General features: G+C 58.0%; 10 protein-coding genes. All 10 read right to left on the reverse strand.

Features of this window, described 5'->3' with window-relative positions; genetic code table 11:
• Positions 1 to 27: 27 nt before the first annotated feature.
• The 10 genes from BXA01_RS01300 to BXA01_RS01345 all read right to left on the reverse strand — a co-directional run bounded on the left by BXA01_RS01300 (position 28) and on the right by BXA01_RS01345 (position 14182).
• On the reverse strand, positions 28 to 1503 hold the full coding sequence (locus BXA01_RS01300; protein WP_076562723.1) for a mannitol dehydrogenase family protein: 1476 nt from the start codon (positions 1501 to 1503) through the stop codon (positions 28 to 30).
• 15 nt (positions 1504 to 1518) lie between these two features.
• Entirely contained in the window at positions 1519 to 2622 is a 1104-nt protein-coding gene (locus BXA01_RS01305; protein WP_076562725.1) for an ABC transporter ATP-binding protein, read from the reverse strand.
• A 164-nt stretch (positions 2623 to 2786) separates the two neighbouring features.
• Entirely contained in the window at positions 2787 to 3617 is an 831-nt protein-coding gene (locus tag BXA01_RS01310) for a carbohydrate ABC transporter permease (protein WP_076562727.1), read from the reverse strand.
• Positions 3618 to 3625: 8 nt separating this feature from the next.
• A complete protein-coding gene (locus BXA01_RS01315) occupies positions 3626 to 4552 on the reverse strand; it encodes a carbohydrate ABC transporter permease (RefSeq protein ID WP_041480415.1) in 927 nt (308 codons plus the stop codon).
• 156 nt (positions 4553 to 4708) lie between these two features.
• On the reverse strand, positions 4709 to 6019 hold the full coding sequence (locus BXA01_RS01320) for an ABC transporter substrate-binding protein (protein WP_056789755.1): 1311 nt from the start codon (positions 6017 to 6019) through the stop codon (positions 4709 to 4711).
• A 342-nt stretch (positions 6020 to 6361) separates the two neighbouring features.
• Positions 6362 to 7267 (reverse strand): AraC family transcriptional regulator, encoded by a 906-nt coding sequence (locus tag BXA01_RS01325; RefSeq protein ID WP_076562729.1) that lies wholly within the window; start codon positions 7265 to 7267, stop codon positions 6362 to 6364.
• Positions 7268 to 7355: 88 nt separating this feature from the next.
• Positions 7356 to 8219 (reverse strand): phospholipase, encoded by an 864-nt coding sequence (locus tag BXA01_RS01330; RefSeq protein WP_076562731.1) that lies wholly within the window; start codon positions 8217 to 8219, stop codon positions 7356 to 7358.
• A gap of 107 nt (positions 8220 to 8326) precedes the next feature.
• Complete coding sequence (locus tag BXA01_RS01335) at positions 8327 to 9631, reverse strand: glycosyltransferase (protein ID WP_076562733.1); 1305 nt, start codon at positions 9629 to 9631, stop codon at positions 8327 to 8329.
• Positions 9632 to 9726: 95 nt separating this feature from the next.
• Positions 9727 to 13215 carry a hypothetical protein gene (locus BXA01_RS01340; protein ID WP_231991005.1) on the reverse strand — a complete coding sequence of 1163 codons (3489 nt, stop codon included), beginning with the start codon at positions 13213 to 13215 and terminating at the stop codon, positions 9727 to 9729.
• A gap of 607 nt (positions 13216 to 13822) precedes the next feature.
• Entirely contained in the window at positions 13823 to 14182 is a 360-nt protein-coding gene (locus BXA01_RS01345) for a response regulator (protein ID WP_076562737.1), read from the reverse strand.
• Positions 14183 to 14402 lie beyond the last annotated feature (220 nt).

Consider the following 14402-nt stretch of genomic DNA (forward strand, 5'->3'; position numbering starts at 1 on the left):
GCATTCCCACGCAGAGCGTGGGAACGATCAGGTCGCGAGAACTTTTTCCAGAGTTCGCGAAACCCCAACCTCGCGCAAACTCTGGCAGCACCACTCGAATGCCGCAATAAACTCCGCCGACTTCGGTATCGCTGTGCCGAAAATCTCTTCAACACCCAGCAACCGCTCCGTGGTCAGCCCATCGTCCGCTACCAGACCTTGGCAGAAAGCCGCTCGCGGATCCGGAATCGAATACGTATCGCCATTCTCATCCACGCCCTTCAAATACAGCGCCCACGCCGCGACTACCAGTGCCGCGCGTTTGGTCTCGCGGCCATCGGCGATCAGCCGATTGATCGTCGGCACGGTGAACTTGGGAAACTTCGATGAGCCATCCGAACACACGCGCTCCAGCTGATCGGCAATCGCCTGATTGGAGAATCGCGCCACCAGCGTGTCCTTGTATTCGCTCAAATCAATGCCCGGTACCGGCGCCAACTGCGGCGTGACATCCAGATCCATATAAGCGCGCATGTAACGCACGAACAGCGGATCGTTCATGGTCTCGTGAACGAAGCGATAACCCTTGAGAAAGCCCAGATACGTCAGCGCCAGGTGACTGCCGTTGAGCAGTTTGATTTTCATCTCTTCGTACGGCGACACATCGTCGGTGAACTGCACGCCGACCTTTTCCCACGCCGGGCGGCCGTTGACGAATTTGTCCTCCAGCACCCACTGCACAAACGGTTCGCAGACCACCGGCCAGGCATCGTCGACGCCGTGTTTGTCGGCCAGCTGCAGGCGATGCGCGGTGCTGGTCATTGGTGTGATGCGATCGACCATGGCGTTGGGGAAACTGACGTTCTGGTCGATCCAGTCGCGCAGATCCGGATCACGAAGGGCGGCGAAAGCCAGCAGCGCCTTGCGGGCGACGGCGCCGTTGTGCGGCAGGTTATCGCAGGACATCACAGTAAATGCCGGAACGCCCGCCGCGCGGCGTTTGGCCAACGCGGCGCAGAGGAAACCGAACACAGTGCCCGGCGCCTCGGGCTGGGCGAGGTCGTGTTGAATCTGCGGCAGATGCGCCATGAATTCGCCGTTGCTGTCGTCGATGCAGTAACCGCCCTCGGTGATGGTCAGCGAAACGATACGGATCTGCGGTTCGGCGAGTTTGTCGATCAGTGCTTGCGCGCCATCTTCGGCCAGCAGCATGTCGCGGATCGCGCCGATGACGCGCACTTCGGTGTCATCGCTGTCGCCCAGTTCAAAAAGGGTGAACAGGTAATCCTGCTCGCGCAGATCATCGCGGGCGCGGCGATCTTCCGGGCGCAGGCCGACGCCACAGATTGCCCAGTCCAGCGCTTCGCCAGTGTTCATCAAGGCATCGGTGTAATACGCCTGATGCGCACGATGGAAGCCACCGACGCCAATGTGGGCGATGCCTTGGCGGGTGTCGCTCAGGTTGTAACCCGGCAGTTGCACTTCGGTGGCGAGGCGATTGAGGTTCTGTTGGTTGAGTTTCATCGGATAGTCTCGAAATCAGGCGGCAGCGCGCAGTGGGCGGGTCAGCGCCACACCTTCAGCGTCGAACAGGTGGCAGTGAGTCGGGTCCAGACGCAGGCTCAATTGCTCGCCGTAACGGCTGGCCAGATCGCCGCGCACGCGCATGGTCAGGGCTTCGCCAGCGCTGGTGGTGACGTGGCAGAAGGTGTCGCTGCCGAGGCGTTCGCTGACGTCGGCAGTCACCTGCAACGTGCAATCGCCGGGTTGCGCCAGCTCCAGGTGTTCGGGGCGAATGCCCAACGTCACTGCGCCTCCAACACTGAGGTTGGCGGCGTTGAACGGCAGGGTGATGCGCGTGCCGGCGTCCAGCGAAACTTCGCAGCTGGCGCCGTCGATGCGGGCAATCTGGCCTTTGAGGAAACCCATTTTCGGCGTGCCGAGGAAGCCTGCGACAAACAGGTTCGCCGGGTTGTGATACAGGTCCAGCGGCGAGCCGACCTGCTCGATCTTGCCGCCATTGAGCACCACGACTTTGTCGGCCATGGTCATCGCTTCGACCTGATCGTGGGTCACATAGATCATCGTCGCTTGCAGGTCTTTATGCAGGCGCAGCAACTCCAGACGCATCTGCACGCGCAACGCCGCGTCGAGGTTGGACAGCGGTTCATCGAAGAGGAAAATCTTCGGGTTGCGCACGATGGCACGGCCGATCGCCACGCGCTGACGCTGGCCGCCGGAGAGCTGTTTCGGCTTGCGCTCAAGCATCGGTCCGAGCTCGAGAATCCGCGCCGCTTCGCCAACCTTGCGCTCGACCTCGGCTTTCGGCACGCCGGCCAGATCGAGGGCGAACGACATGTTCTTTTTCACGGTCATGTGCGGGTACAGCGCGTAGGTCTGGAACACCATCGCCAGATCACGCTTGGCCGGGCTGACTTCGGTGATGTCGCGGCCATCGAGTTCGATGGTGCCGCCGCTGACCTCTTCAAGGCCGGCGATCAAGCGCAGCAGGGTGGATTTGCCGCAGCCCGACGGGCCGACGAAGACCACGAATTCCTTGTCGTTCACTTCCAGGTCAATGCCCTTGATGATGGAAAAGCCTTCGAAGCCTTTTTGCAGATTCTTGATTTTCAGGTTGGCCATGAGATGGGCCTCCGCAATTTATTATTGGGTCAAACCAGATCGGCTTTTCTGTGGGAGCGAGCCTGCTCGCGAAGGGGCCGTGTCAGTCGACATCAGAGTTGAATGACACTCCGCTTTCGCGAGCAGGCTCGCTCCCACAGGGGATAGGGTTGGATTCGGGATGTTCATTTCACGGCGCCGAACGAGAGCCCACGCACCAGTTGCTTCTGGCTGATCCAGCCAAAGATCAGAATCGGCGCACAGGCCAGGGTCGATACGGCCGACAACTTGGCCCAGAACAGCCCTTCGGGACTTGAATACGAGGCGATCAACGCGGTCAGTGGTGCGGCATTCGAAGAGGTCAGGTTCAGCGACCAGAACGCCTCGTTCCAGCACAGGATCAGCGACAGCAGCACGGTCGAGGCGAGGCCGCCCTTGGCGATCGGCAGCAGCACGCGGATCATTTCCTGCCACAGCGTCGCACCGTCGAGGCGGGCGGCTTCGAGGATGTCTTTGGGGATGTCCTTGAAGTAGGTGTAAACCATCCAGACCACGATTGGCAGGTTGATCAGCGTGTAGATCACGATCAGCGCAATGCGCGTGTCGAGCAGGCCGAAACTCTTGGCCAGCAGGTAGATCGGCATCAGCACGCCCACCGGCGGCAGCATCTTGGTCGAGAGCATCCACAGTAGCGTGCCCTTGGTGCGCTGGGTTTCGTAGAACGCCATCGAGTACGCCGCCGGCACCGCGATCAACAGGCACAGGGCAGTGGCGCTGAAGGAGATCACCACCGAGTTCCAGGCGAAGCTGAAGTAGTCGCTGCGCTCGTTGATGTGCAGGTAGTTCTCCAGCGTTGGCGTGAAGATGAACTGCGGCGGCGTGGCGAAGGCGTCGATTTCGCTCTTGAAACTGGTCATCACCATCCAGAAGATCGGGAAGAAAATCACGATCGCGATGGCCCAGGCCAAGGTGCCGAGCAGCAGGCTTTGCAGGCGGCGGGATTGTTGGAGCGTCATGGCAGGCCTCACGCTTTGTCAGTCAGGTTTTTGCCGATCATTCGCACCAGAATGATCGCGGCGATGTTGGCGATGACCACGGCAATCAAACCGCCGGCCGAAGCCATGCCGACGTCGAACTGCACCAGCGCCTGGTTGTAGATCAGGTAGGCGAGGTTGGTCGAGGCGTAGCCGGGGCCACCGTTGGTGGTGGTGAAGATTTCGGCGAACACCGAGAGCAGGAAGATCGTTTCGATCATCACCACCACAGCAATCGGCCGCGCCAGATGCGGCAGGGTCAGATGCCAGAAAATCGCGATCGGGCCGGCACCGTCCAGGCGTGCAGCTTCTTTCTGTTCCTGATCCAGCGATTGCATGGCGGTCATCAGAATCAGGATCGCGAAGGGCAGCCATTGCCACGAAACAATGATGATGATCGACAGCAGCGGGTAGTGCGCCAGCCAGTCCACCGGTTGCGCGCCGAACAGCTTCCAGATGTAGGCGAGGATCCCCGAGACCGGGTGGAAGATCAGGTTTTTCCAGATCAGCGCACCGACGGTGGGCATGATGAAGAACGGCGAGATCAGCATCACCCGTACCAGGCCGCGACCGAGGAATTCGCTGGCCTCCAGCAACGCGCTGATCAATACGCCGAAGACCACGCTGATCAGCAGCACACTGCCAACCAGCAGCAATGTATTGGTCGCACCGGGCATGAAACCCGAATCAGTGAGGAAATAGGTGAAGTTCTCCAGCCCCACGAATTCGTTTTCGCCGGGATAGAGCAAGTTGTAGCGGATCATCGAAAAGTACAGGGTCATGCCCAGCGGCACGATCATCCACAGCAGCAACAGCGCCACCGAAGGACTGACCAGAAACCAGCCGGGATTGCGCACGCGCAGCTTGCGCTGCGGTGGCGACAGGTCGATGTGGGCTTTGGCAGTTGAAGTATTCATGGCATTCACAACCGAGTCATACAGACCTATGGAGATCCCCATGTGGGAGCGAGCCTGCTCGCGAAAGCGCTGGGTCAGTGTCATGTGTACTGGCTGACACGACGCCTTCGCGAGCAGGCTCGCTCCCACAAGAGGCAGGAGCAAGTCGTTCAGCGCTTACTTGGGATAACCCGCGCGTTTCATCTCGCGTTCCGTAGTCTGCTGCGCCGCCGCCAAGGCTTGATCCACCGTGGTCTGGCCGATCAGCGCTGCCGAGAACAGCTTGCCGACCTGGGTGCCGACTGCCTGGAATTCAGGAATTGTCACCAATTGAATGCCGATGTACGGCACCGGTTTCAGCGTCGGTTTGCTCGGGTCAGCGGCCTTCAGTGATTCCAGCGTCACCTTGGCAAACGGCGCAGCGCTCATGTACGCATCGCTGTAGGTCGAAGCGCGGGTGCCCGGCGGCACGTTGGCGATGCCATCGGTCTTGGCAACCAGTTCGCCGTACTCTTTGGACGTAGCCCAGGCGCTGAAGGTTTTTGCTGCGTCCTTGGCCTTGGAGCTGGTCGGAATCGCCAGCGCCCACGAATACAACCACGCCGATCCTTTATCCGTGACCTGATGCGGAGCGAAGGTGAAACCGACGTGATCGGCGACCTTGCTCTGGGTCTTGTCGGTGACGAACGAACCGGCGACGCTGGCGTCGACCCAGATCGCGCATTTGCCGCTGTTGAACAGGGCGAGGTTTTCATTGAAACCGTTGCTGGATGCGCCCGGCGGGCCGGATTTCTTCATGGTGTTGACGTAGAAATTCAGCGCATTTTTCCATTCCGGGCCGCTGAACTCCGGCTTCCACTGCTCATCGAACCAGCGCGCGCCATAAGCATTGGCGACCGTGGTGACCAGCGCCATGTTCTCGCCCCAACCAGCCTTGCCGCGCAGGCAGATGCCGTATTGCTCTTTGTCTTTGTGGGTGAGTTTTTCCGCAAACCCGGCGATCTCTTCCCAGGTCGGACGCTCCGGCATGGTCAGCCCGGCTTCCTTGAACAGGTCGGTGCGGTAATAGGTGATCGAACTCTCCGCGTAAAACGGCAGCGCATACAGCGAACCCTTCACCGACAGGCCTTCGCGCACCGACGGAAAGACATCGTCGAGGGCGTAACTGGCCGGCAGGTCCTTCATTGGCTCCAGCCAACCCTTGCCGCCCCAGAGTGCGGCTTCGTACATGCCGATGGTCAACACGTCGAACTGGCCACCCTGTGTGGCGATGTCGGTGGTCAGGCGCTGACGCAGGACGTTTTCTTCCAGCACCACCCAATTGAGCTTGATGTCCGGATGCTCGCTCTCGAAGGTTTTCGAGAGTTTCTGCATGCGGATCATGTCGCTGTTGTTGACGGTGGCGATCGTCAGGGTCTGGGCGCCAAGGCTGACGCTGCTGAGGGTCATGCAGGTGAGAGCGAGCAGAGCTTTTGCAGTGGGTTGCATCGTGCACTCCTTTTCTGGCACCCGACGGGGCAGAAGGACAGTTATTGTTTTTGTGTCTTCCGAATGCAGGAAGAATCTGCGCTGATTACAGCCTTCCACGGCGGGGCTGACAAATCATCCCTAGCACTTTTGTTGATACTTTTTTGCACTGGGGTTTGGGCGGGGGAACGCAGGGAAGGGGTTTTGCGCGAGGGACCGTTAGCGAATGCGTACAGATTTCGCCAGCCGGGGCACGGTTTTTTGTGGGAGCGAGCCTGCTCGCGAAGATGGTGTGTCAGCCACAGGATTTTTCACTGACAGACCGCTTTCGCGAGCAGGCTCGCTCCCACAGGTGGCGTGTCGTCAGAGATGGTTCTGTTCAGTCAGCCGCTGCACCGCCAGCCGTCGATAGTGCGACGGCGTCATGCCCTTGAGTTGCTGGAAGCGTCGATTGAAGTTGGAAATATTGTTGAAGCCCGACTCGAAGCACACCTCGGTCACCGGTTTGTCGCCGTCGGCCAGCAGCTCACAGGATTTGCTGATGCGCAGGCGATTCACGAATTCGATGAAGTTACGCCCGGTGGCCTGTTTGAATACCCGGCTGAAATAGGTCGGTGTCATGCCCAGGTGCTCGGCCACTTCCTCCAGTGAGATGTCCCGCGCGTAGTGGCTGAAAATGTAATCGACCGCGCGGTTGGTGCGGTCGATGTTGTGTTCGTCAGCCAGTTGCGGCGTGGTGGCACCGGACAGCAACTGGAAATCATCACTGGCCGCGAGCAATTCCATCAGGATGAAGAAATGCCCGAGGCGAGTGATGCCGGTGCTGTCGGCGATCCGCTGCATCAGTGTCATGGCCTGACGGATAGTGCGCTTGCAACGAAATTCGATGCCGTACTGCGCACGCTCAAGCAGTGGCGCCAAAGATTTCAGCTCAGCGAACACCTGGTGCCCGCTCTCGAACAATTCGTCGGTGAAGTTGACCAGCATGTCGCGCTTCTCCACCACTTCATCTTCAGCGATCTGGCTGATCCAGTTGTGCGGCAGGTTGGGACCGGTCAGAAACAGGGTTTCCGGATAGAAGTTGCCAATGTAATCGCCGATGAACACTTTGCCGGAACTGGCAACGATCAGGTGCAGCTCGTATTCCTTGTGGAAATGCCAACGCACCAGCGGGCAGGGGAAGCCGTGCTGGCGGTAGATGATTGACAAACCGTTATGGTCGTCCATCAACTCGTAGGAAGGGTCGGTCACGCGAGCGGTTCGGGTCATGACGGGGCACTTTTTTATTATCGCTGCGCGATCATGCCTCGTTTTTTGCCATTTGTGCCACTTCCGTCCGGCCGTCCGTGGTGACCGCTCAGCTGAGCTTGTCGCGCGCCTTTTGCACGTTGGCCATTTGGCAGAAACGCACGATGTTCGAATTTTTGATGAAGTCGAAATTGATGATGTTGCACTTACGCGCCCAATCGGATTTTTCCGGGTCGAACCACTCGTCAAGACTGTCGAGGATTCGCTGTGGCCCGCCCAGTGTGTAACTGGTTGCCGACAGCGACCATGGGCGGAGCGTACTGACAGGTGTGCTCAGCACGTTGTCTATATAGCCATAAAGATCCGAGGTGCTGACCTGTGATTTGCCGATCCACTTGTGATTGATTGGCCTGTAGAAACGAAAGTCTTCGCTTTCCCAGGTCATCGGCGCGGCCACCATGATGCGTTGCAATGGATTGATGGCTTTGAGTTGGCCAATTGTCAGATGCAGATTGTCGGTGGGGATGATCCGTTCCCCAAGGTGCTCCAGCAAAGCTGTTTTGAATTCCTCATGGTTGAATGGATCTGTAGCGCTGGAAAGTTCATGAAAGTCCAGAATGATAAACTCATTCGGGCTTCTTTCATAAAAACCCTTAAGGTCCCTGATCAGGTCTTCAAGCGTTCGCGAAGAGTTGAATCCATTGTGGTGGAAACGGAATCTCGCCAGTTGTTTCGCCTTGCTGTTGTAAACAAGGCGTACATCAAGTGCGCGAGCGCCGCGATTCAACTGCGAATAAAACGAAACGTCCTGGCAGGCAAGCCAGTTTTTCCCGGGAATAAGGGCGTAAGAGGCTTCCCAGTCACAACCGGCGTTATGCGCGCCGGGCAGGGTCATTTCAAATAACGAAAGATTATCGATTTGTGGTGAATAAGCCATCCATTGATGGGTTGGTATATCGTCGAAGCTTTCCATGTTGCACATCCTGCGAAGTGGTTAGTAAGTTGCGCGCAGGATGTTTATAAGCATGTTCGTGTTATTGCGAAAGTTGGCTTTTAATGCAAGTCATGTAGTTGATGTAATCAGCGCTCTGTTGGATTCAACTGGTTTTTGGCTTCAATCCATTGAGCCATGTATTGAGTGCTTTTGAGTGTGTGATGTCGCAACATGGCGCCGGTGAAGTTGTCGTTTCTAAGTTGTGCCAAGTGTTGTCGGCAATCATCTATCCGGTTGATCAGACGCGGGCCATGTACGCTGCGCTGATAACGCTGCTGCAAAAGTGCCGAAGCCTGAATATGCGCCTGCTGCCAGCGCGCTGGATCTTCGTACAGTTGCACGGCCTGTTCGGCGAAGGTGTTTGCGTCGAGGGCGACGGCTCCCGGCCACGGAGCGTCGCCGTGCATGGCTTCGGCGCCGATCGGTGTAGTCACGCTCGGCGTACCACAGAGCATGGCATCCACCAGTTTGCCCTTGATTCCCGCGCCAAAGCGCAATGGCGCAAGGCAGACTCGTGCTGCCGACATCACTTCAAGTGCATCTTCGGCCCAGTCCATGATGTGAAAGCCTTGGGCCGGGTTGTGCAGTGCGGTGGCTTTGGGCGGCGTATAGGCGCCATAGATATGCAGTTGCGCGCGAGGCAAGCGCGCGCGGATCAGCGGCCAGAGGGTGGTCTTCATCCAGAGCACGGCATCCCAGTTCGGCGCGTGACGGAAGTTGCCAATGCTGAGGAAATGCTCCCGCTCTTCGAAACCTGGCGGGGCGGTGTTCGGAAGATCAATCATCAACGGACACCAATGCAGGATTTGCCGGGGCAGGCCAAATTCCTCCACCAGCAGGTCGATCTCGACTTCGGAAATCATCAAGTTCAAGTCGCAGCGATACAGCGCAGCGATTTCCCGTTTGGCCAGATCGGTGCTCGCCATCAACTGGAATTCTTCGTGCAATGCCGGTGCAAACAGCTCGGTGAAATCAGTCTGCTCGTCGTTGCTTTTCAGCCGGTCCTTCAGGCGCTGATGACGCGCATGCCGCAGGCTTTGCAGGTCGGAAGTTTCCAGAATGCGCAGGGCGTCCGGGCAGTGTTTCTCCACCCGCCAGCCAAACTGTTCTTCCATCATGAACTGATCGAACAGCACAATATCCGGCGCCAACTCGCTGATGAACAGGTCGAAACTGCTGTTGTTGAGCTCGATCGATACTTCGCGAATGCCCAGCGCTGTCAGATCAGCCTTGTGTTCACCCGGGCCGGCCGGGCTGCTGAACGTGATGTCCCAGCCTTGATCGAGAAATGTCTCGAGGATCTGCATGACATGCCCGCTGGCCGCCGATGAGCGCGGTTCTGGCCAGACGTAGCCGATGACCAGAACTTTGGTGGTACGCGAATGGCTCACGACTGATCCTCTGACCCATGGAAGAAAAAAGGGCGCAATTAAACCACAGCGAAGTGATTGAAATGCACCCTGTTCACCGGCGGGCCGTTCAGCGCTTAACTGACCGGTTTGGCGAGATTGAGCAGCAGCGGCCCTTGCAGAAACTTGCCTGCAGCGGTGTTGCGCACGGCATCGTCGATGGTCTTCACATTGAAGCTCAATATGGCCGGACGCGTTTGCGCTTGATCGAGCAGCGATACCGCAAGCATGTATGACTCAGCGTTGGCCAGCGCCGGATGGTCCTGGACCAGTTGCGGCAGACTGGCTTTTACCTGGTTGAACTCGACGAATCCCGGTCGGTGCGCCAGAGCGTGATGTGGGTTGATCAGGTTGTCCGGATGCGCCTTGCGCGCGTCCCGAGCCAGCTCCAGCAGTCCGACCGCATCGAATTCCGCCTGATGCAACTCCGGGTAGACCTTGCCGTAGTACAGGTCGAGGGTGTCCGGGCCACCGTGGGACATTTCGTGAATCAGCACGTCGGCGACGCTGCCGTCGTCGTAGCGCGACAACTTGTAAAACTCATCGAGATTGTCCGGATAAATCGACAAAAAACGGCCTGCGGACTCATCGATCTTCTCGCCAGTGCGCAGCGCTGTCTGCCAGCGCTTATAGGCCGGTGGCGAAAGCGAGGCGATTACGCCGGGTTGATGCGGGCGGAACGTCACATTGCTGAAGCTGATCGACTCGAGATCCTTGCGCATCGCGCTGAGATGTTTCGACACGTGCTGTGCCACTTCATCGGAATCGTTACCGAACACATGCTTGAGCACCGCGCGAATGTCGTCGTTGGAAGACAATTGCGACAGCGCGTTGATGGAGTTGTCCAGCTTGGTCCGGGCGTGGGGAATGGCTTTTTTCAGATAACCGCGGGTGTAACTGAATGGCTTGAAGCGGCCGAACAGGCGCTTCAGCGGGGCGAAGTTGCCCAGGTCGAGCAGTTTCAGGCGCGGGCCCCAGGCACCGCCGGTGCGGATGCTCAGCGCGTGCCAGTGCTGGTTGCGTTCGAGCACTGCGATGTTGATCGCTTCGCCAAGCGCGTCGGCGCCTCGCCAGGTCGCCTGACGCACATCGCCGGTGTGGGAGAGCCTGAGCCAGTCCCGACTCTCGACGCCATGCATCAACCTTTTCAATTGCACGCTGGCGGTGTGCGCGGCGTCGAGCGCGGTTTCGCCGGCAAAGACCACGCCGCGTTTGACCAGACGAAAACCTTTGCGGGCGAGGGTGGGCAATCCGTCGAGCGGGTTGATCAGCGACACGGCCGCTCGGGCCACGGCTTTGGCGACTTTCAGCAGTTTGAGGGTGGTCGACCCGGTCTTGGCGATGATGCTCGCTGCCGACGCGCCAAGACCGACCAGCAGGCCGATGACCGACAGGCCATCCAGAATGCAGCCACCAATGCCTTCGGCGACACGGTCGGTGCGTCCGGAACGAATGTCTTCAATGCACTGTTTGAACGGCACGATGACGTTGATTGCCAGGTTCTCGACGATCTCTCTGGTGTCGCGCCATTCTTCCAGACCATTGCGCACATCCAGTGCGGCATACAACTCTTCGCGGCGGGCGACAGGATGATTGTCCAGCACGCACTGGGCGATCTCATCCAGTTGCGCAGAAAAGAACAGCGGAACCGCGCGCACATCAGTCTCCTCCAGTTGCAGCTGCCAGAGCTTCTCCACCACTACTTTGGAAGTCATGCCCTGGCGTGGTTCGCTGCCCTCGCGGTAGGCGGCGTAATCGAGGGGCCACTCGCCGGCTTTGTTCTTGTCCTGAAAATCATACTTGCTGCCGGTGTACGAAAGGGTCGGCCGTTGATGAATGAGGCCGGTGTCTTGCAGCTTGAGCGCCAGATCCGGACGCTCGTAGCAAACGCCGCGCAGCGTGAACAGTTCGTAAGCACGCAGCCGATCACCGTTGTCGCAGCAAAGAATGATCCCGTAACGCCCATTGGCCTCATCCCGCTGGATTTGCGTTTCTTGCTGCGGATTCAGTGGATTGACTTCCTTCCTGACGGTGTAGAAGGTCATTTGGCCGCTGGTCAAGGCCTGACGATCATGCTCTGGCATCTGCGTGATCGCCATTTTGATCAGGGACGATAGACCCTCGCGCACGTTCCGGTAGTAACGATCAAACGCCTGATCAAACAGTTGCGACGGCGATTGCAGTTCGGCCAGGCGGGTGAAGGCGTCGGCCGGGGGGTGGAAGTTGTCGCGGGTCTTGAATTTGTCCGAAAGTTGTCCGTCTTCAACCAGATCGCCGGAAAGGTACAGATCGAGAATCGACAGGCGTAAGCGCAACAGGCCGTTGATCGCGTATTGGTTGTTGTCAGTGGCGCTGGCGAGGAAATTCCAGAACTCGGTGAGAATCCCCGCCGGATGCGCAGCCTTCAACCCTTCCAGCCAGCTACGTTCGCCGAAGCTGTCCAGGTACTTTATTTCAAAGGCCTGTTGTTCGAGATAGGCGCCGGCGGGCATCACTTGCTCCAGCGCCCGCAAAGCGATTTTGCGCCGGTCCGGTGGCGCGGTGGACAAGCCGGTTTCAGACTGGGCCAGAGCCTCCATGTAACGGGAGAAATACGCGCTGGCCTTGATCACCGTGGTCTTGTCGTAGTCTTTGTCGCTGCGGTAAGGGATGACTCCGTTGAGTACCGCCCAGTCCACCACCGCCGGGATCGCCGCTGCTTCGTACAACTTGTCGAGTTCAGCGGAAACCGGGGTCAGCTCGGAAAACGCCTTGAGTTGTGCAAACGTCATTGCTCGCGAGCTGCCAGGTGCGGCGTGCTCGACCACGGCAGCGCTCTGGCGGGCGGTTACCCAGCCTGGCTTGTCCAGCGTGAGCCCGGGCGGGATCTGGTCGATCAGCAGCTCCGGCGCTGCACCTGCCATCAACAGATGCGCTGCCAGTGGCGCGTTGTGCGCTTCGCTCAGGCCCTGATCAACCAGATGCTGTTCGAACAGGACGCGTACTTCGGCCGCGCCGAGTGCGGCATTCGCCGGTTGATAGAAGTCATAGCCGGCGACAAGAGGCTGATCGGAACGCAATTGCATGTCGATGATCAGCGCAGCGATGACCAACTCGTTGAGCTGGCGTTCGCGCACGTCCGGGTTATTGGCTTCCAGATGCCAGCCGAGCCGTTGATGCAGGGTTTCACCCAGGGCGCGAGCGGTTTTTCGCCTCAGGAAGTTGTGCAGGAACTTGTCCGCGTTGTCGCGTATGTCCTGTGCCGGAATCAGGTTGAAGTTGGCGAACGCCAGTACCTGCAACAGGCTTGTCGCACCTTGGGTCAGCTCATGCACTGTCTGGGTTATGACTTTGCGGTCCGCTATCGATAGATGAAACGGTGACGACTCATCGGCGTGGAGCAATTCGTGGTAGTCGCCCAAGGAAGGCGGCTCAGGCAGTTCGAAGGCCAGCCATTCAATCAGTGCCCGGGTTTCGGCAATGTTCGTCGGCAAGTCATAACCGTTGAACTTCAACCATTGCACTATGCCAATCACTTGGCCGGAATAAACGACGCCGCCGATGGTTTTTGCCAAATCGGCGAGCATGTCGAGCTCTTCGGAAAACACCGAAACTTCAGCATTGTCCAGTGCAATGCTGAAACGATGGGATTCGAACTCTGAGTCATAAACAACGAGAACTCCGGCGTTGGCATCCACTGCTAGTTGAATATCAGCTGAAAAAGAATGGTTGCGTAACAGCTGCGCAAACTCCGGGGTTGCAATTAAATTTTTGAAGGCGTTGCGTGCTGGTTCACAGCGTTCGTCAAAACTGCTGCCGATGACCCGGGGGATGAAGCGATCTTGCACATTGAATACAGTGGCGACCGGCAGCGACGCGCTTGCCGAGTAACTGTCGGCCGAGACTTCAAACTCAGTTGCCTTAAGGGCTTCGGCAAGAGACTGAACAATAAGCGCGCGTTCCTGTTTATCGGGCGCGGAGCGATCGACGGCGGCAGGCACGTCGGAAGAAATGAACTGCATGGGTTCTATCCTGAATGAGTATCGAAAGTTCCCTGGCTGTATTTTCGTTATTTATTAACGCGGCCAAAGATTATTCAGGATAGAGCTGGCAGGTTAAGCAATGGCAGTGTTAGTTAGTTGCTGATTATTTTCGGATGTGACAAGTTGCATCTGCGACGGACATTTATCAGGTTTAGTTCAGAATGCCTTTGACTTTGTCGCGCAATTGATCGATGGAGAAGGGCTTGCCGATGACATGCATGCCATCGGGTACTTCGAGACTCTCGGCATAACCGCTGGCGAACAGGATGGGCAGAGCAGGGCGCAGTTTACGGGCTTCGCCTGCGAGTTCGCGACCATCCATGCCTGGAAGGCCAACGTCCGTCATCATCAGATCAATCTGCTGGCTCTGGTCCTGAAGAAAAGCCAAGGCCTGCTCGCTTCCATCCGCCTCCACAACCTTGTACTCCAACTCTTCCAGTACATCGACGATAAGCATACGTACGATGGAGTCGTCTTCGACGACGAGGATGGTGGGAGGGGTGGCAGACATGGCAGGACTCTCAGAAATTGAAATCGGGGGATACCGGGCAAGCGATTTTGCCGGACTCTTGCATGAGTAAGTGGCGCATAGCCACAAGTTCCCCACCTGATACAAAAAAGATCAATTGGGTGCGGTGCTGCAAGGATAACCGTTGGCGTCGTCCAATGCGCAGGTGTGCGTAGGAAATTGCCATCATTTGTGTGAGAAAAATGGATCCATGGCGGGGTTT

It is taken from the genome of Pseudomonas sp. B10 (genome assembly GCF_900156235.1).
Taxonomy (GTDB): Bacteria; Pseudomonadota; Gammaproteobacteria; order Pseudomonadales; family Pseudomonadaceae; genus Aquipseudomonas; species Aquipseudomonas siliginis.

Bases quoted from the DNA above. Each gene is read 5' to 3' on its own strand.
- BXA01_RS01330 (WP_076562731.1), bottom strand. From the start codon at position 8,219: ATGGAAAGCTTCGACGATATACCAACCCATCAATGGATGGCTTATTCA.
- BXA01_RS01315 (WP_041480415.1), bottom strand. From the start codon at position 4,552: ATGAATACTTCAACTGCCAAAGCCCACATCGACCTGTCGCCACCGCAG.
- BXA01_RS01340 (WP_231991005.1), bottom strand. From the start codon at position 13,215: ATGCTCGCCGATTTGGCAAAAACCATCGGCGGCGTCGTTTATTCCGGC.
- BXA01_RS01305 (WP_076562725.1), bottom strand. From the start codon at position 2,622: ATGGCCAACCTGAAAATCAAGAATCTGCAAAAAGGCTTCGAAGGCTTT.
- BXA01_RS01325 (WP_076562729.1), bottom strand. From the start codon at position 7,267: ATGACCCGAACCGCTCGCGTGACCGACCCTTCCTACGAGTTGATGGAC.
- BXA01_RS01310 (WP_076562727.1), bottom strand. From the start codon at position 3,617: ATGACGCTCCAACAATCCCGCCGCCTGCAAAGCCTGCTGCTCGGCACC.
- BXA01_RS01345 (WP_076562737.1), bottom strand. From the start codon at position 14,182: ATGTCTGCCACCCCTCCCACCATCCTCGTCGTCGAAGACGACTCCATC.
- BXA01_RS01320 (WP_056789755.1), bottom strand. From the start codon at position 6,019: ATGCAACCCACTGCAAAAGCTCTGCTCGCTCTCACCTGCATGACCCTC.
- BXA01_RS01300 (WP_076562723.1), bottom strand. From the start codon at position 1,503: ATGAAACTCAACCAACAGAACCTCAATCGCCTCGCCACCGAAGTGCAA.